Annotated in this window: 13 protein-coding genes; 1 reads left to right on the top strand and 12 read right to left on the bottom strand. The window is 69.2% G+C overall.

The window, feature by feature from the left end; all coding sequences use genetic code 11:
* Nucleotides 1-27 precede the first annotated feature (27 nt).
* The 11 genes from J3P31_RS01720 to J3P31_RS01670 form a co-directional block, all read right to left on the bottom strand.
* Complete coding sequence (locus J3P31_RS01720) at nucleotides 28-852, bottom strand: ABC transporter ATP-binding protein (protein WP_210526661.1); 825 nt, start codon at nucleotides 850-852, stop codon at nucleotides 28-30.
* On the bottom strand, nucleotides 849-1,742 hold the full coding sequence (locus tag J3P31_RS01715) for an ABC transporter ATP-binding protein (protein ID WP_210526660.1): 894 nt from the start codon (nucleotides 1,740-1,742) through the stop codon (nucleotides 849-851). The genes J3P31_RS01720 and J3P31_RS01715 overlap by 4 nt, the downstream gene beginning before the upstream one ends.
* Nucleotides 1,743-1,745: 3 nt before the next feature.
* Nucleotides 1,746-2,594, bottom strand: coding sequence for an ABC transporter permease (locus tag J3P31_RS01710; RefSeq protein ID WP_210526659.1), 849 nt, complete (start codon nucleotides 2,592-2,594; stop codon nucleotides 1,746-1,748).
* Nucleotides 2,591-3,622: an ABC transporter permease gene (locus J3P31_RS01705; protein WP_210526658.1), complete on the bottom strand. Its 1,032-nt coding sequence runs from the start codon at nucleotides 3,620-3,622 to the stop codon at nucleotides 2,591-2,593. Before J3P31_RS01705 ends, J3P31_RS01710 begins: the two co-directional genes overlap by 4 nt.
* On the bottom strand, nucleotides 3,622-4,398 hold the full coding sequence (locus J3P31_RS01700) for an aspartate/glutamate racemase family protein (RefSeq protein WP_210526657.1): 777 nt from the start codon (nucleotides 4,396-4,398) through the stop codon (nucleotides 3,622-3,624). The genes J3P31_RS01705 and J3P31_RS01700 overlap by 1 nt, the downstream gene beginning before the upstream one ends.
* A gap of 64 nt (nucleotides 4,399-4,462) precedes the next feature.
* On the bottom strand, nucleotides 4,463-6,052 hold the full coding sequence (locus J3P31_RS01695) for an ABC transporter substrate-binding protein (protein WP_246849197.1): 1,590 nt from the start codon (nucleotides 6,050-6,052) through the stop codon (nucleotides 4,463-4,465).
* A 319-nt stretch (nucleotides 6,053-6,371) separates the two neighbouring features.
* Nucleotides 6,372-7,460 carry a M24 family metallopeptidase gene (locus J3P31_RS01690; RefSeq protein WP_210526655.1) on the bottom strand — a complete coding sequence of 363 codons (1,089 nt, stop codon included), beginning with the start codon at nucleotides 7,458-7,460 and terminating at the stop codon, nucleotides 6,372-6,374.
* Between the two features lie 27 nt (nucleotides 7,461-7,487).
* Nucleotides 7,488-9,140, bottom strand: coding sequence for a hydantoinase B/oxoprolinase family protein (locus J3P31_RS01685; protein WP_210526654.1), 1,653 nt, complete (start codon nucleotides 9,138-9,140; stop codon nucleotides 7,488-7,490).
* The gene (locus tag J3P31_RS01680; RefSeq protein ID WP_210526653.1) at nucleotides 9,137-11,224 is read right to left on the bottom strand and encodes a hydantoinase/oxoprolinase family protein; all 2,088 of its coding nucleotides are present in this window, start codon (nucleotides 11,222-11,224) and stop codon (nucleotides 9,137-9,139) included. The genes J3P31_RS01685 and J3P31_RS01680 overlap by 4 nt, the downstream gene beginning before the upstream one ends.
* Entirely contained in the window at nucleotides 11,221-11,739 is a 519-nt protein-coding gene (locus tag J3P31_RS01675) for a GAF domain-containing protein (RefSeq protein WP_210526652.1), read from the bottom strand. The genes J3P31_RS01680 and J3P31_RS01675 overlap by 4 nt, the downstream gene beginning before the upstream one ends.
* Nucleotides 11,736-12,359 carry a helix-turn-helix domain-containing protein gene (locus J3P31_RS01670; RefSeq protein ID WP_210526651.1) on the bottom strand — a complete coding sequence of 208 codons (624 nt, stop codon included), beginning with the start codon at nucleotides 12,357-12,359 and terminating at the stop codon, nucleotides 11,736-11,738. The genes J3P31_RS01675 and J3P31_RS01670 overlap by 4 nt, the downstream gene beginning before the upstream one ends.
* 260 nt (nucleotides 12,360-12,619) lie before the next feature.
* On the opposite strand from J3P31_RS01670, the gene J3P31_RS01665 reads away from it, so the two are divergent.
* The gene (locus J3P31_RS01665) at nucleotides 12,620-13,939 is read left to right on the top strand and encodes an MFS transporter (protein WP_246849198.1); all 1,320 of its coding nucleotides are present in this window, start codon (nucleotides 12,620-12,622) and stop codon (nucleotides 13,937-13,939) included.
* A 20-nt stretch (nucleotides 13,940-13,959) separates the two neighbouring features.
* Here the strand turns inward: J3P31_RS01665 and J3P31_RS01660 are convergent, their stop codons facing one another.
* The gene (locus J3P31_RS01660; RefSeq protein ID WP_210526650.1) at nucleotides 13,960-16,419 is read right to left on the bottom strand and encodes a caspase family protein; all 2,460 of its coding nucleotides are present in this window, start codon (nucleotides 16,417-16,419) and stop codon (nucleotides 13,960-13,962) included.
* Nucleotides 16,420-17,090: the final 671 nt, after the last annotated feature.

The raw sequence follows: 17,090 nt of genomic DNA, 5'->3' as shown, positions 1-17,090 counted from the left end.
CTTTCTGATGGGTCGTGATGGATGCGGTCAGGCGGCCGCGCCGGGCGCATGGCCCATGCGACGCACTGCGTCGCGCAGCCGCTCCTCCTCCTCGGTCGCGACGGGAACGGCGCCGATCAGGTTACGGGTGAAGTCGGCCTGCGGCTCACGGAAGATGCGGTCCGCCGGGCCGGTCTCGACCATGCGCCCTTCGGCGAAGACGCTGATCCGGTCGGCCAGCGCCCGCACCACGGCAAGGTCGTGGGTGATGAAGATGTAGGTGAGCCCCCGCTCGCGCCGCAGCCGATCAAGCAGCGCCAGCACCCGCGCCTGCACCAGCACGTCGAGCGCCGAGGTCGGCTCGTCGAGGACGATGAGGTCCGGATCGGCGGCGAGCGCCCGCGCGATGGCCACGCGCTGCCGCTGCCCGCCCGAAAGGGATGCCGGCGTGCGGCGAGCCATCTCCGGCTCGAGCCCGACCTCCTGCAGGAGAGAGGCGACGCGGGCGTCCCGCTCGGCCCGGCTGCCGATCCGGTGGACGTCAAGCGGCAGACGGATCGACGCCCCGACGCGACGGCGCCCATTCAGCGCCGAGAGCGGGTTCTGCTGGACGAGCTGGATCCGGCGGCGGAGCGTGCGGTCCGCCGCATATTCAAGCGGCTTGCCGTCGAAGATCACCTCGCCCGAGGTGGCCTGGTGGATCCCGAGCACGATGTTCGCGAGCGTGGACTTGCCCGAGCCGCTCTCGCCGACGACCGCATGGCATTCGCCCCGCGCGACCTCGATGCTCACGTCCCGGAGCGCCGCCACGGTTCGATGGCCGACCGTGAAGGTCTTTCCAAGTCCCCTGGTTCGCAGAAGGATCTCGCTCATGCCGTCACCTCGCCGGGTTCGCCGCAACCTTCGTGGACCACCAGAGGGTCGCGAAAGGCCGGGCTGGTTTCGGGCAGGTCGGGAAGGCCCGCCGCCACGAGCTTGGGCGCGGCCTGCATCAGCGCGCGCGTGTAGGGATGCCGGGGCTCGGCAAAGATCTGGGCAGTCCGCCCATGCTCCACGATGTGGCCGCGGTAGATGACGTAAACGCGGTCCGCGAACTCGCGGACGACCGACAGGTTGTGCGAGATGAAGAGCACCGCGGTCCCGTGCCGCTCGGTCATCTCGTCCATGAGCCGCAGCGTCTGCGCCTGGACCGTCACGTCGAGAGCGGTTCCCGGCTCGTCCGCCAGCAGCAGCGCCGGCTCGTTCGCCAGCGCCATGGCGATCATCACCCGCTGGTTCATGCCGCCCGACAACTGGAAGGGATAGCTGTCCAGGCAGCGTTCCGGGTCGGGGATGTGAACCTCGGCCAGCGCTTTCGCCGCGCGCTCCCGCGCGGCCTGCCGCGTGAGCCTCTGCCCTCCGGCACGCAGGACCTCCTCGAACACCTCGCCGATCCGGAAGACGGGATTGAGCGCTGAGGTGGGGTCCTGGAAGATCATCGACACGAGCCGGCCCCGCGCGGCCGCGATGCGGGCGGGTTCGCGCGTGGCCTCGATCCCGGCGACCTCGACGGCGCCGGAGACGATCGTTCCCTTCTCCTGCTGGAGCCGCCCGAGCGCGAGCCGCGCGGTCACCGACTTGCCCGACCCGCTCTCGCCCACCAGGGCGACCTTCTCGCCGCGGCGGACATGGAGCGAGATGCCGTGCAGCACCTCCGCGATGTGGCGACCGCGGCGGAACCCAAGCCGGAGGTCCGCGATCCTGAGCACGATATCGTCCGGCATCCGTCAGACCTCCGCGTCGAAGGCTTCGCGCAGCCCGTCGCCCAGCAGGTTGAACCCGAGCACGAGGACGAGGATGGCGAGCGCCGGAAAGACGGACAGCCACCAGGCGTCCGGCATGTACTTGGCCCCGTCCGCGACCATGGACCCGAGGTCGGGCGTGGGCGGCTGCACGCCCAGGCCCAGGAAGGACAGCGATGACACCATCAGCACCACGAAGCCCACGTCCAGCGTCAGCTTGGTCAGGACCGCGGGGGCGCAGTTGGGCAGGATCTCGCGGAACATCACGTGCGGGGCCGAGGCGCCGATCACCTCGGCGGCGAGGACATAGCCCTCGCGCGCCTCGCTCCGCACGAGGTTGTAGACCAGCCGCGTGTACCAGGGCCACCACATCACGGTGACGGCCAGCATCGCGTTGGTCAGCGTTGCGGGCAGGAAGCCCATGATCGCCATGGCCAGCACGAGCGGCGGGATCGCCAGGAAGATGTCGGTCAGCCGCATGATCAGGAACTCGACCCAGCCGCCGATGTAGCCGGCCAGGAGCCCGAGGATGACGCCGACGGGCATGGAGATCGCCAGCACCAGCGCCGCCATCACCAGCGACAGCCGGAAGCCGAAGACGATCCGGGTCAGGACGTCCCGGCCGATGGTGTCGGTGCCGAACCAGTGCGCGGCGGACGGCCCCTGGTTGATGGCGGTGAAGTCTCCGATCGGTCCGACATGCGTCGGATAGGGCGTGATCCAGTCGGCCAGGAGGGCCGCCCCGACGCAGAGGATGACCAGCCCGAGACCCAGGAGGGAGATGGGGTTGGATCGGAATTCGGTCCAGGCGACGGAGGACGGACGCGTGCTCATGCCTTGGCCCTCCCCTCGCCCAGTCGAATGCGCGGATTGATGACGGACACGAGCACGTCCACGATCAGGTTGGTGAGAAGGAACATCCCGGCGATCACCATGACGGTGCCGACGATCGCATCCAGATCCTTGCGCAGGATCACCTCGACGCCGTAGCGCGACAGCCCGGACCAGCCGAAGACCCGTTCCACCAGGAAGGCGTTGGCCAGCATGGCGGCGAAGTCGAGCCCCAGGATCGTCAGGGTCGGGATCAACGCGGGCCGGAAGGCGTAGCGGCGCGCGATCCGCCGCTCGGCGAAGCCGTAGGCGCGCGACATCTCGATGTAGGGCCGGCGGTAGGTCTCGATCATGGAGGACCGGGTGAGCCGTGCTGTCTGGCCGATGCCCGACAGCGCAAGCGCGAGCGAGGGCAGGACGAGGTGATAGGCCGTCACGGCGAAGGTCCGTGGCTCACCGGCCAGAAGGGAGTCGATCAGGTAGAAGCCCGTTATCCCAGGGGGTGGCGCGACGTCGGTGGGCAAGCGGCCTTCCAGCGGGAAGACGGGCCAAAGATAGGCCAGCAGCAGCTGGAGGATGACCGCCCAGACAAAGGCGGGCGTGCAGACGGTCGTCACCGCGAGAAGCCGGGCGAGGTGGTCCATCCAACGTCCCTTGAACCGGGCCGACAGGATGCCGAGCGGGATCCCCAGGACGATCATCATCAACCCGGCCACCAGCACGAGCTCCAGGGTGGCGGGCAGATACGAGGCGATGTCGGTGGTCACCGGCCTCTTGGTGTAGAGCGAGGTCCCAAGGTCGCCGTGCGCGAGGTCGCGCAGGAAGTAGAGATACTGGACCGCGATCGGCTCATCCAAGTGGCGTTCCGCGCGAAGGGCATCCACCTGCTCCTGGGTGGCGTTGGGGCCAAGGGCGATGCGCGCCGGATCGCCCGGCACCACGCGGGCGACGCAGAAGATCAGAAGCGACACGCCGAACAGCACGAGGACCGAGACCCCGAGCCGGCGCAGGAGAAGTCGTAGGATCGGCATCAGCGCACCTCGATCCGGTTACCGATGGCCGCCGCACCAAAGCAGCCGGTCATCCCGAGTTCGTCGTCATCGGGGGCGAGCCCTGCCCCGATGCGGCCGGGGCTCCAGCCCAGAGCGGCCAGGCCGCAAAGGTGCTCGGCCATGCGGAACGGCGCGCGCACCGCATCGATCACGGGGACCCCGATCCGGTCCTGGATCTCGTCCTGCGCCCCATGCTCCAGCGTGCAACCCAGGAGGATCGCCTCGGCTCCATCGTTCTCGACGGCGGCGCGGGCCTCCTCCTCGATGCGCCGGGCGGTCAGGCCCGGGTCCCGGACAAGGTCCGAGGTCAGGATGTCGAGCGTGCGGATCGAGGCCACCATGTGATCGGCCCCATGGCCCCGCACCACCCGGGCAATGTGCCCCGCCGCCTTCGGCCGGGTGGCAATGATCGAGCAGCGCGCCGCGAGATGAGCCGCCGTCTGCAACCCGGCCAGGCAGGGTCCCAGCACGATCATGCGGCCCGACACCTCGCGCGCGGCCGTCACGGCCGTGTCATAGAAGCAGCCGATGATCATGGCGTCCCAGCCCTCGGCCGAAGCCTGCCGGGACAGGCGCACGACCTCCGGCACGGCCATGGCCTCGAAGCTGTCGTATTCCAGGTGCTCGGGCACGACGCCGGGCACGAGCGACACGACCTCGGCCAGGGTTTCCGCCGATTTGGTCTGTCGCAGGAGCGCGGCGATGCCGGCGTCGTGGTCGGGCGTGCCGACCGGATTGACCCAGAGGATGCGCATGGGAAATCCCCGATGGATGATCCGCGCAGGGCCGGAACCCCGCGCGGCGGAACAGGTCAGCGGATCACTCGGTGACCCGCATGTCCTTGAACAGCATGTTGAAGCTCTGGAGCGGATACCGCTTCGAATCATCCTCGAGCGCGGGCACCTCGACGCCGTTGCGGATCGCGTAGGCGCCGGTGAACTCGTAGGCGAAGATGTCGGGCGCCAGTTCGGTCAGGCGCGCGTTGAGCTGCTTGTAGATCTCCGCCCGCTTGCCTTCGTCGGTCTCGGTGCGCCCGGCCTCGAGCAGGCGGTCGACCTCCTCATCCTGCAGGTGCTCGGCGGACATCCAGGTCGGCGGGACCTTGGAGCTGTACATGTTGTACAGCAGCGAGTCCGGGTCGGGCGTCAGCGCCGTCACCGCGATTTCCACGGCGTGGGGCGCGGTGGCCGGCTCGGTCACTTGCTCGGTCAGGAGCGCCCAGGGGGTCCGGACGACGTTCACCGTGAAGCCGAGCTGGCTGAAGGTCGCCTGCATGAGAAGGGCGAGGCGTTCACGCGCTGGCACCTCGGCGATCCAGGCGATGTCGAGGGGATACTGTGCCGGGTCGTACTGGCATTCCGCCAGCTCGGACTGGGCGCGGGCCAAGTCCTGCGTGAACCCGGGCGCGGCGGGATCGTGGCCCGTCAGGCCCATGGGCAAGGCGCCGTTCATCGGGATCCCCTGGGCGAGGTCTGGCGTGACCTGCAGGAGCTGGACCGTGGTGGCATAGTCGTAGGCGTACATCAGGGCGCGACGGCAGTGCACGTCATCGAGCGGCGCGCGCTGCGTGTTGAGCTTGATATACTCGCCCGTGCCGCCCGGCTCGGGCGCAAGGTGCACCGTGCCTTCATCGGCCATGGCCTTGAGCACCTCGGGGGGAAGCCACAGGGAGGAGATGTCATGCTCGCCGCGCGACATCAGGGCGCGCACCGTCGAGGCCTCCAGTCCGTAGCGGTAACGCACCGTCTCGGGCGCGGCGGGATCGACAACCCCCTTGTAGTTAGGATTGCGCACCATGACCGTCTCGGTCTGCGGATCGTGCGACTGGACCATGTAGGCCCCGCTTCCGGCGCTGTTCTGCGACAGCCAGGCGTCCGCATAATCGCGGAATTCGCCGTAGCTGCCCTCGCCATAGTGTTCGGCGAGAGTCTTGCTGTCGACGATCGAAAGGCGGCTCAGCGCCGCAAGGAACGGCGCGAAGGGCTCGGAGAGCTGGAACCTGACGGTGTGGTCGTCGACGGCCTCGACCCCGGCGACCCGCCCCACGAACAGGCTGGCCGAGCCCTGCCCCATCGCCATCAGGCGATCGAAGGAATAGACCACGTCGGCCGCGGTGACGGGATTGCCCGACGAAAAGACGGCATCGTCCCGGAGCTTGAAGGTGTAGGTGGACCCGTCGATGGTCCATTCGGTCGCCAGCATCGGCTGCACGCCGGGCCCGCCCTGGGTCGGGTAGACCAGGGTCTCGTAGAGGTTCACGGCCAGCACCGTGTCGGCGTAGTCGACCCCCTTGGCGGGGTCGATCTCGCCCACCGGGCTTTCATCGAGCCGGAGCACGCGTTCGGCCATGGCCGGCGCCGCAAAGGCGGCCGTCGTGGCGAGAAGCGTCGCGAGGAGCGTCTTTCTCATCGTCATGTTCCCTGTTTCAGTCTTGTGTTGTTTGCCGGGGCCTTGGTCCCGCCCCTTCCTTCTTCTTCCTGCGTCGCCAACCTGCCCACGCCGTCCCCTGACGGCCGCAGGTCAACGACAGGGAAGAAGCCCTCGCCCCGGCTGTCGGGGCACCGCCCCACGCCGGGATGACGCGAGCCCCGGCCGTGCCAGGCCCGGAGCCGACCACTCTGGACCCCACCCCGAGACGTCGCGTCGGTGCCGCGCCGCGCCGGCAATCCCGGTCCGGCCGCAGAGGCGGGCTCGGGCCGGAACACGGCGGGTGCGCGACGGCCCGCCATCAGCGTCCCACCACCCTGACGTCACGGGGCAGCGACGACAGGATCTGCGGCCCATCCTTGGTCAGGTAGACGATCTCCTCCAGCCGGATGCCAAAGCGGTCGGGCAGGTAGATGCCTGGCTCGATGGAGAAGACGGCCCCTTCCTCCAGCACCGTTTCGGAGACGGAAGTGAGGTAAGGCGGCTCGTGGATCTCCACGCCCAGACCGTGCCCGGTGCGGTGCAGGAAGTAGTCGCCGTAGCCCGCCGCCGTGATGACCCCACGGGCGGCATCGTCCACCACATGCGCCTTCACGCCGGGCCGCGCCGCCGCCATGGCCGCCTGCACGGCGGCCTCGACCACCGCATGGACCTCCGCGTAGCCTTCGGGCGCCTGCCCCACGACGGCCATGCGGGTGATGTCCGAGGACATCCCGCTCTTGGTGCCGCCCACGTCCATGACCACGGCGTCGCCTTCGCGCAGGACGGTCTCCCCGGTCGCGTGGTGCGGGAAGGCGCCATTGCGCCCGGCTCCGATGATGGTGAAGAGCGCCTTCGCCCCCGAGGCCGCGAAGCTCGCCTTGATGATGTCGGCGACCTGCGACTCCGTCATGCCGGGCCGCATCTCGGCCCAGGCGGTCTTCAGGGCGGCGTCGGCGATGGCCGCCTCGGCCTTCAGCGTCGCCCATTCCTCGGCGTCCTTGGACATCCGCAGCCGGCCTACCGTGTCGTCGCAGAAGGTCCGCGCCGCGCCCGGCAACTGGTCGAGCAGCAGGAGACCGAAGTCGAGCCGCATCGTCTCGTCCAGGGCGACGGACCGCGCGCCTTCTCCGCCGACGGCCGCCAGCGACGCGGCGAGCGCCGCGCTCGGGCCTTCGTCGTCGGACCAGCGGTGCATCGGCAGCGAGGTGAACTCGGCCGCGGAGTCGGCGTTGAGCTTGGGCATCAGGAAGGCGGCGCCCTTCGGCCCCACCAGCAGGAGACAGGGCCTCTCGTCCGCATGGGGATGGAACCCCAGGAGCCACTGCATGTGCGCTCCGGGTCCCAGCGCCAGGAGATCGGTCCCGGTCTCGGCCATGCGGTCGCGCAGGCGGGTCAGTCGTGCGGTCATGATGTGCCTCCTTGGGACCGGGAAAGATCAGGCCTCGACACCATAGACCTCCTTGGCGCGTTCAGGGGTGATGAGGCCGTCGCGGATGTCGCGGCGCACCAGGTCCGGGTCGCGCGTCCGGGGGTCGCCCAGGCCGCCGCCGTTGCCGGTGATGACGCGGATCAGATCGCCCGCGCGGGTCTTGAGGCCCGACACGAAGGCATAATCCTGCGGTTCGCCCTGCTGCGGGATGAAGCGGACGAAGTTGGGCGACCCGTCGCGCCCGCCCGCCAAACCCCAGGCCGGGAAGCGGGAACGGGTGTAGCCCACGGTCAGGTAGCCGTTGTCCGCACGCGGGCGGTAATCGATGATGACGCCGCGCCCACCGGTGAACTCCCCTTCGCCGCCGGGGGCGGTGTTCAGCTCCATCCGGTCGATCAGGACGCCGTTGCGGGCCTCGTTGATTTCGGCGGGGCAGTTGTACGTCTCGCCGTGGAAGGACGAGAAGATCGCGCTGTTGCCGTCGCGCCCCGCGCTGCCCCCCCAGCCGCCGACCTGCGGCTCGATGATGGTGTACTGCCGGCCGGTGTCGGGATGGATGCCGCCGATGAACGTCCCGCAGACCGAGGCGAAGTGCCCCGCGCCCAGCAGGTCCGGCACGACGGGCGCAAGGCAGCGCCACATCAGGTCGTAGGCGCGGAGCTCGACCTCGTAGTAGAAGCCGATCGCCGCGGGCTCCTTGGCGTCGAAGACCGACCCCTTGCGGGTCAGCAGCTCGATGGGCCGGAACGAGCCGCCGTTGGCCGGGCCCCGGGGGTCGGTCAGCGACTTGAGCAGCATCTGCGCCGCGATCATCACCCCGTCGCGGCAGGCGTTCACCGGGCCCGGGGACTGGTCCGGGTTGTCCCGCAGGTCCACGATGAACCTGTCCTCGGCGATGGTGATCTTGACGTTGAAGATGCGCCCGTCGTCCTGCTCCTCGTTCAGCTCGTAGGTGCCCTTGGGCAGCGTGGCCAGCGACTTGCGGGTGACCGCCTCGCCGAAGTCCATGAACTTGGCCACGGCGGCGCGGAAGGTCTCGGCCCCGTACTTGGCCGCCAGCTCCTCCAGCCGCCGCGCCCCGATCCGGACCGAGGAGATCGCCGCCCAGACGTCCCCCTCGAGCACGTCGGGCATCCGGGAATTGACCTTGATGATGTCGAAGACCGGCTGGATCGCCTCGCCTCCGGCGATGATCCGGATGGCCGGCAGGCGCAGGCCTTCCTGGAAGATCTCGGTTGCGTCCCCGGTCAGCGACCCCGGCGCCATGCCACCCACGTCCGAGTTGTGGGCGATGTTGGCCGTCCAGGCGATGAGCTGCCCGTCGGCAAAGACGGGCATGGCCACGATGATGTCGTTAAGGTGCGTGACGCCGCCGTAATAGGGATCGTTGGTGGCGAAGACGTCGCCGGGCCGGAGGTCCTCCTTCCGGTGCCGCGACAGGATCACCTTCACCGCCTTGTCGAGCACGCCCACGAAGGCCGGGATCCCCGCGCCCGACGAGGCCAGCTCCCCGTCGGCGTCGGTGATCCCGGTGCCCATATCGAGCACCTCGTAGATGATCGAGCTCATGGCCGTCTTCTTCATCGCCGCGAACATCTCGTCGGCGGTGGCCTGGAGCGAGTTCTGGATGATCTCGGCCGTGATCGGATCGAGCGTCATGATGCGGCTTCCGTCTGCGGGAACTGGATGTGGAGGTTGCCCCAGGCATCCACCTCGACGTGGTTGCCGGGATGGATGACGACGGTGGTGCCCGGGTCCTCGACGATGGCGGGCCCATCGAAGCGCATTCCGGGCTTCAGACGCTCCCCGTCGTAGATCTCGGCCTCGTGGATGCCGTCGAGCGCGTAGTCGACGTTGCGCCGCCCCTTGGAGGCGCTGGAAGCCGCCTCCTCCGTCAGGGGCTGCGCCTTAAGCGTCAGCTTGCCCACTTCCGCCGAGGCGACGAGATGCAGGCCCACCATCTCCACCGGCGCCGGAAGGCGGTAGGTGTATTCCCGCTCGTAGGCGGCGTGGAAGTCGGCGGCGATGGCGGCCAGCCGGTCGTCCGTCACCGGCCCCTCGATGGGCACCTCGACCGTATGCTCCTGGTTCTGGTAGCGGAACTTGCCATAGCGCAGGAAGCGGACCTTGCCGGCGGGGATGCGCTCGGCCTCGAACTGGGCGCGGGCCTTGTCCTCGAGGTCCGTGAAGCGGGCCTCGATCCCCGTCGCAGCGCCCGGCGCCATGTCCGCGAGCGCCGTCAGGAAGTAGTCGCGGCGCAGGTCGGACATCATCATGCCCCAGGCCGAGAAGACCGAGGCGCCGGCCGGGATCACGACCTTCTTCACGCCCAGCTCCTGGGCAAGCGCGACGGCGTGCATGGCCCCGCCGCCCCCGAACGCCACGAGCACGAAGTCCCGCGGGTCGTGGCCCCGGTTCAACGACACCAGCTTGAGCGCGTTCACCATGTTGTTGTTGGCGATGCGGACGATGCCCCGCGCCGCCTCGTCCCGGTCGATCCCAAGTCGCCCGGCGACCTTGTCCAGCGCCGCGGCGGTGGCCGCCATGTCGGCGATGACGGTGCCGCCGCAGAAGTAGTTCCGGTTGATCCGGCCCAGCCAGAGGTTCGCGTCCGTCGTCGTCGCCTCGGTCCCGCCGCGCCCGTAGGCCGCCGGGCCCGGCACGGCGCCGGCCGACTTGGGTCCGACATGGAGCTTGGCGAAGTCGTCGACCCAGGCGATCGACCCGCCGCCGTTGCCGATCTCCACGAGATCCACGACCGGCACCATGATGGGATAGCCCGCCGAGGTGCGGTCCCGCTCGATCCAATAGTCCGTCATGATGCGGACCTGCCCGTCCTCGATCAGCGAGCACTTGGCCGTGGTGCCCCCGATGTCGAGCGCCAGCACGTTGGGCTCTCCGATCAGCTTGCCGAGCTCCGCCGCGCCCCAGAAGCCCGAGGCGGGGCCGCTTTCCACCATCGTGATCGGAACGCGGCTGACCGCCCCCAGGCTGTCCACTCCGCAGTTCGACTGCATGACGTAGAGCGTTCCGTCGAAGGACTCCTGCCGGAGCCCGTCCTGAAGCCGGGTCAGGTACCGCTCGGCCACCGGCTGGACGTAGGCCGACAGGACGGCCGTGTTGGTCCGCTCGTATTCCCGCCACTCGCGGCTGATCTGGTGCGAGCCCACGGCCGCGACCTCGGGCCAGAGCTCGCGCAGGCGGTCCAGCACCGCAGCCTCGTGGGCCGGGTTGGCGTAGGAGTGCAGGAGCGCGACCGCCACGGCCTGCACGCCATCCGCCTTGAAGTCTGCGACGATGCCGTCCAGCGGCGACAGGTCGAGCGGGCGGGTCTCCTGGCCCAGGTAGTTCATGCGGCCCGGCACCTCACGACGCAGATAGCGCGGCACGAAGGGCTGCGGCTTCTCGTAATGGAGGTTGAAGAAGTCGGGCCGGTTGCCCCGCGCGATCTCCAGCGTGTCGCGGAAGCCTTCGGTGGTGATCAGGCCGACCTTGACGCCCTTGCGTTCGGTCAGGGCGTTGATGACGACCGTGGTGCCGTGCGCCATGAAACCGATGGTGGACGGATCGACGCCGCCCTTGCGCAGGACGTCCAAGACGCCCTGCTCGAAGTTCGGGGGCGTGGTGTCCGACTTGGCCGTGGTCACGCGGCTTTCGCCCGTCGCCTCATCGGTCTCGAAGCACACGAGGTCGGTGAAGGTGCCGCCCACGTCGGTGGCGACCCGGATCGTCGTGCCGGTCATGCCCGTTCTCCCATGCGGTCGCCAGCCGAGCGGTCGATCAGCAGGCAGGCCGCGGCGGGAAGCGCCAGCATCTCCTGCGCCCGCGTCACGCGCTCCGGCGTATAGTGGCCCGCCACGTCCAGGCAGTTCAGCGTGCCGATCACCTCGCCGCCCACGATGACAGGCAGGTTGAGGCAGCTTTCGCAGCCCAGCGACTGGATCAGCGGATGATCCGGGAACACCTCGGCGATGGCGCCGATGTCGTTGGCGACGAAGGGTTCCTGCCGGTCGAAGACCTGCTCGGACCACTTGTCGCGCAGCATGGGCTTGGTGCCCCCGGGCGGATAGGCGTCCGGCATGTTGGACCAGCGGCGACGGGCGAGCCCGCTTTCGTCGTCATAGGTCATGACGGTGAAAAGCCTGGCCCCGATCTCGGCTGCGACCAGCGCCGCCAGGGCGGCAAAGGCCGGCTCGGGCTGGCCCGGCTCCTGAATGGCGCGCGCCAGCGCCGCGCGGGCTTCCTCCACGGTTGTCATTCCGTGTCCTCCTCTTGATCTTGGTGCCCGACCTGATGGCCGGGCGAAGTCTCGGCCGGGATGCGGTCGCCGAAGACGTCCATGGTGCAGACGTGCAGGATCGTCGCCGCGGTCGTGCCGTGGTTCCAGGTCGAGTGCCGGCGGCGCGACGAGAAGTGCAGCGAGTCGCCCGCGTTCAGGACCGTACGGTCACCTTCGACCTCGACGGTGATCGCCCCCTCGAGGACGAAGAACATCTCCTCGCCCTCGTGCCGGATGGGTTCGGACCAGTGCCCCGGCTCCTCGTGGATGATGACGCCGTTGAGCACGCTTCCCGCAAAGCTCGTGGTCAGCCGCTCGTAGCCGAGATGGGGCTCGGTCCCGACCTTGTGGATCGGGCGCTGCATGCTGGTCGTGCGGGCCGACCCGCGCACATCCGGCAGCAGCTGCGCCAGCGGAACGTCCAGGATCCTCGCCATCGCGGCCAGAGAGCTAAGCGACGGCGCCACGAGATCCCGCTCCACCTGGGAGATGAACCCCGTCGACAGGCCCGCGCCCCGCGCGACATCCTTGAGCGTGAGGCCGAGCTCCACGCGTCGGTGGCGCAGCCTTTCGCCGATGGCCGGGGCTGATGGGATCATGTGCGCGGATTCGGTCATGCGGCCCCGAGTTTTAGTATAGGTAAAATTCTGGAACCTCCGGGGCACGTCGGTCAACCCCATGCCTGAAGTTCGGGTGCGATTGCGCCGATTGCCCATCTCTTGGGCAGCCGGACCGGCGCGTCAGCCCAAGAGATGGGCTCCGATGCGGCGGGATCGGGCAACCGGCCCGGCGGCACGCGAAAGCTGGTCCTTCCCGCCACGAGCTTGGGCGCGGCCAAGACATTTGCGCGGCGGAAGCTATGTCGGAGATCATGCAGACCGAGATCGACGATGTTCTCACCCGCGCGCGCGCCGGGCCGTTCCAACGGCGGCTGCTGGCCATCTTCGGCTTCGTCTGGGCCGCGGATGCCATGCAGGTGCTGGCGGTCGGCTTCACCGCCCCGTCCATCGCGGCCAGCTTCGGCCTGACCGTCCCGGAGGCGCTCCAGACCGGGACGCTCTTCTTCCTGGGGATGCTGATTGGCGCCAGCGGGTTCGGTCGGGCCGCCGACCGGTTCGGCCGCCGTCGGGTGCTGCTGATCACGGTGGCCTGCGACGCCGTCTTTGGCCTCCTGTCGGTGCTGGCCCCATCCTTCGGGGTCCTTCTCCTGCTTCGGTTCCTGACCGGAGTCGCGGTCGGGGGCACGCTGCCCGTCGATTACGCGATGATGGCCGAGTTCCTTCCGTCCCGGAACCGCGGGCGTTGGCTCGTCATGCTCGAAGGCTTCTGGGCGGTCGGGACGATCGTCATCGCCCTCGCGGCTTGGGCGGCCAGCACGGCCGGGATCGCCGAGGCCTGGCGCTGGATCTTCGCGATCACGGCCCTGCCAGCGCTGATCGGGATATGGCTCCGGCTCTGGGTCCCAGAATCCCCGATGTTCCTGCTGAGATCGGGTCGGGCGGACGAGGCCAAGGACGTGCTCGACCGCGTGCTGCGAACCAATGGCAAGCCCCCGCTGGACCCCGGCGCCCGCGTCACCGTCCCGGCGAGCGGCGGCGGCGGCCTCTTTTCGCCAGAGCTCCGGCAGCGGAGCCTTCTGGTCCTGCTCGTGTGGTTCCTCGTCTCCGTCTCCTACTACGGAGTCTTCACCTGGATGCCGGCGCGCCTAGCTGCGGAGGGGTTCGGCTTCGTCCGGGGTTATGGCTTCCTTGTGGTGGTCGCCCTGGCCCAGGTGCCGGGCTACGCCCTCGCGGCCTATGGCGTGGAGGCCTGGGGTCGTCGTCCGACGCTGGTGACGTTCCTGTTCCTGAGCGCGATGGCCTGCACGCTGTTCGTGCTGGCCCGGGACCCCTATCTCGTCGGAGCGTCGATCCTGGTCATGAGCTTTGCGCTGCTGGGCACCTGGGGCGCGTTGTACGCCTTCACGCCCGAGCTTTACCCCACGCAATCGCGCGCCACCGGCATGGGGGCGGCCAGCGCCACCGCCCGGTTCGGCGGCCTTCTGGCCCCTTCGGCGCTTGCCCTGATCGTGGCCCAGAGCTTCACCGGAGCGGTCGCGCTGTTCGCGGCCCTCCTGCTCCTCGCCGGGGTCCTGGCCCTGATGATCGACGCCGAGACCCGCCTGAGCCGGCTCGCCTGACAGGTCCCGCGAAGCGGGAGTCAGTAGAGATCGACCCGGAAGGGCGACCTGATCCAGACGAGCCCGGCCAGTTGCACGATCCGCTCCACCGGATCGCTTTGGGCGGGTCCCGCCCCATACTGGTCAAGAAGGCGGGCCATGATCTCCTCGCTGGCCGGTCCGAAGTCTCCGTCCGGCTCGATGTCGCCGCCCAGTTCCCGCAGCAGCTTCTGCGCACCGCCGTCGAGCACGTTCCCCGGCATGGCGACGAGCTGGGCCCGCGCCTCCTCGGCGTCCGACAGGTTGCCCAGCGCCGCGCCCTTGGCGGCAAGGACGGCGGCGTCGAAGCGGTCGTAGCCTGGAACGTCCTCGGTCATGATGAGGTAGGCGGCGTGCGCCCCCGCCAGCGCGTCGCCGCGCTCCAACCCCCGCGCGAACCAGTCCACCGCCTGGCGCAGATCGGGCCGCCCCCCCACGTCGCCGTCGCGGTACATCCCGGCGAGGTTGAAGGGCGCGGTCGGATGTCCGCCCTCGGCGGCCTTCATGAACAGGTCGAAGGCGGCGGCCTTGTCGACCGCCAGGCCCCCTCGCCCCTGAAGATAGGCCAGGCCAAGATTGTTGTAGCCGTAGATGTCGCCACGGTCGGCGCTCTCGCGCAGGTAGCGCAATCCACGCTCGGCGTTGTAATGGGCGCTACCCTCGTCGAGGTAGAACTCGGACATGGCGTTCATCGCGAAGGTATGCCCGAGCTCGAGCGCCCGCATCATCAGGTCGTAGCCTTCGATCTGGACGTCCTCGGTCTCGCCGAAGTTGAGGAGCTGATAGCCCAGCGAGTAGTAGGCGTAAGGATCGCCCTCCTGGACCCCGCGCGCGAACAGGGCCAGCACCTCATCGGACCCGACCGGCGACGCCAGCCCGCCGGTCCGACGCTCCTCGTTGAGCAGCGCGCTGCCCAGCGCGTTCCAGGCGCGGACATGGCCAAGATCGCGAGCCCGGGCGAATTCGGTGTTGGCCTCATCGTAGCGGCGCAAGGCGACCAGGGCGCGGCCGAGCTGGAAATGGAAGCGGCCGACCTCGGGCGCGCGCTCCACCGAGGCCTGGCAGGCGGCCCGCGCGATCTCCGGCCGGATCTCGTTGGGATAACGGGTGATGCCCATGCCGTTCGGGTCGAGATGATCCCCCGCCTCGAAGTCGCAGGGATCGGGCCTGAGGTCGATGGCGACATCGGTCTCCTGCCCGCCCACGGCGACCGTCAGGGCGTCGTGGATGACCCCGTCCGGCAAGGACGCCGCCGGGATCTGCACGGACCTGTTCACGAGGAGGATCCGCCCGATCTCGTCACCCGAGAGTGTCGCGCCTTCAGCGTCCCGGCGGGCGCCGCCCTCCTCTTCCAGCACGACATGGCCGATCCGGGGGGCGCGCAGGATCGTGACCTCCGTGCCCGGCGAAAGGGCCAGCGCGTCCCGGATCGCAGGCCCGATGGCCACCTCGGGGACGAAGTCCGCCGAGATCGACACGGCGGACCGGGCGGCTGCGTCGGAGGGCTTCGTCCCGTCGCCTGTCGTCACCAGGGCCATGCCCCGGGTCGGCCCGCCCGCCTCTTCCGAGGATGGCTGCGGCGGTTGCGCCTCGCCCCCGGCGCCGACCGGTCCGAAAGTTGCCGGCTCGACCAGGGTCGAGCTGTCCCAGGGCACCTGCCGCCCGCCCGTCCGGTCGTAGACGAGGCGGCGCACGCCCTCCACGACTTCGTTGACCAGTGCGCCCGGCCGCTCGCTCACGACCTGCACGAAGGACTCGGTGAAGGGGCTGTTCGTGCCCCCGCCGTCATAGGCCACCGACCCCGGGGCGGTGGAGAAGATCAGCATGGAGTTGAGGGGAGCCGCCTGCGACGAGAAGCCGGTGCGGATCTCCCGAAGATCATTGCCCATCTGCGCCATCGCCGCCCGTCCGGCAAAGGGATTGTCGCGGCAACTGTCGAGGATGACGATCTGGAGCCTTGCCCGGGTTCCGACGATGTTGACGAGGCTCCCCAGGGAAACCGCCTCGAAGGGCAGGTCGTAAACGCTGTCCAGATCGGCGTCGACCGGCACCAGATAATTCTCGGGCCCGACCTGGAAGCCATGCCCGGCGAAGAACACCACGACCTGGGTGTCCGGGTCCACGTCGAAGAGAACCCGGCGAAGGATGTCTTCGAAGCCCCGCTTGGTCACATTCTCGAAATGGTAGACGAGGTAACCCTCCTGCTCGAGCAGATGGGCGACGGCGGAGGCATCGGCCAGCGTGTTGGGCAGGTCCGGGATGGCCTCGTAGTCGGAATTGCCGATGACGATGGCATAACGCCGTGCGGCGGCCGTCGACGGGTCGACCATGCGCAGCGGCCTGATCTCGGCCGATTTCTGGACCAGTGCGCTGACGAAGGGGGTAGCCTGGGCCAGGACCGCCCCGGGGCACAACGCCGCCCCGAGGGCGACTGCGAGAAGGCCGGGAACCGTGGCTGTCATGCCCGCACCTCCTCCGAACCTGATCAGCCGGGTGTCCAGGAGCTTGGACGACCGCCGCCACCGCCGGGCGAAGGCCTGTCCGATCCGCCATCGTCGCCGCCGTCGTCCGAAGGCCCGTCCCCCGGCCCATCCGATCCACCGCCCGACGACGGCCCGTCCGGCGCGTCAGGTCGCGAGGGCCTGTCCCCGCCATCCGAGCCCGGGCTGTCCGTTCCGGGGGACGAGGGGCTGTCGGTTCCTGAATCGGGCGGATTGGACGACGGCGAACCTGTGCCGCCGGTTCCGGACGCGCCGCCCGATCGGGAGGGACCCGCTCGTCCGACTCCGGCGGGCTCTGCGGCCGCCTGATCAGTCACCACCGCCGCCGGCTCGACCGGTGCCGCTGCGGGGGCGGTGTCCTGGCCGGGCACATCGAAATCTGCCGGATCGCAGGCGCCGAGCCAGATCAGGGCCCCCATCGCGCCGCCTATCCTGAACCAGCCCCCATGCATCGCATTTCCCTCCCACAACGGAATGACGAAACCAAAATCGGCGTCAGGAAAATGCCGGGAATGCGGTCAGGACTTACGATCACACTCCGGATCGCCGGATATCACGATCCGACGTCAGGGCATCGACTGGTCGCCGTTCACTGCAATTGCCGTATCATACTGAAAGCCGCTGTTTCGGCA

This window comes from Rubellimicrobium arenae (assembly GCF_017916275.1).
Classification (GTDB): Bacteria; Pseudomonadota; Alphaproteobacteria; order Rhodobacterales; family Rhodobacteraceae; genus Rubellimicrobium; species Rubellimicrobium arenae.
The sequence above is the reverse complement of the archived record's forward strand: the minus strand, read 5'-3'. Positions and strand labels throughout refer to the sequence as shown.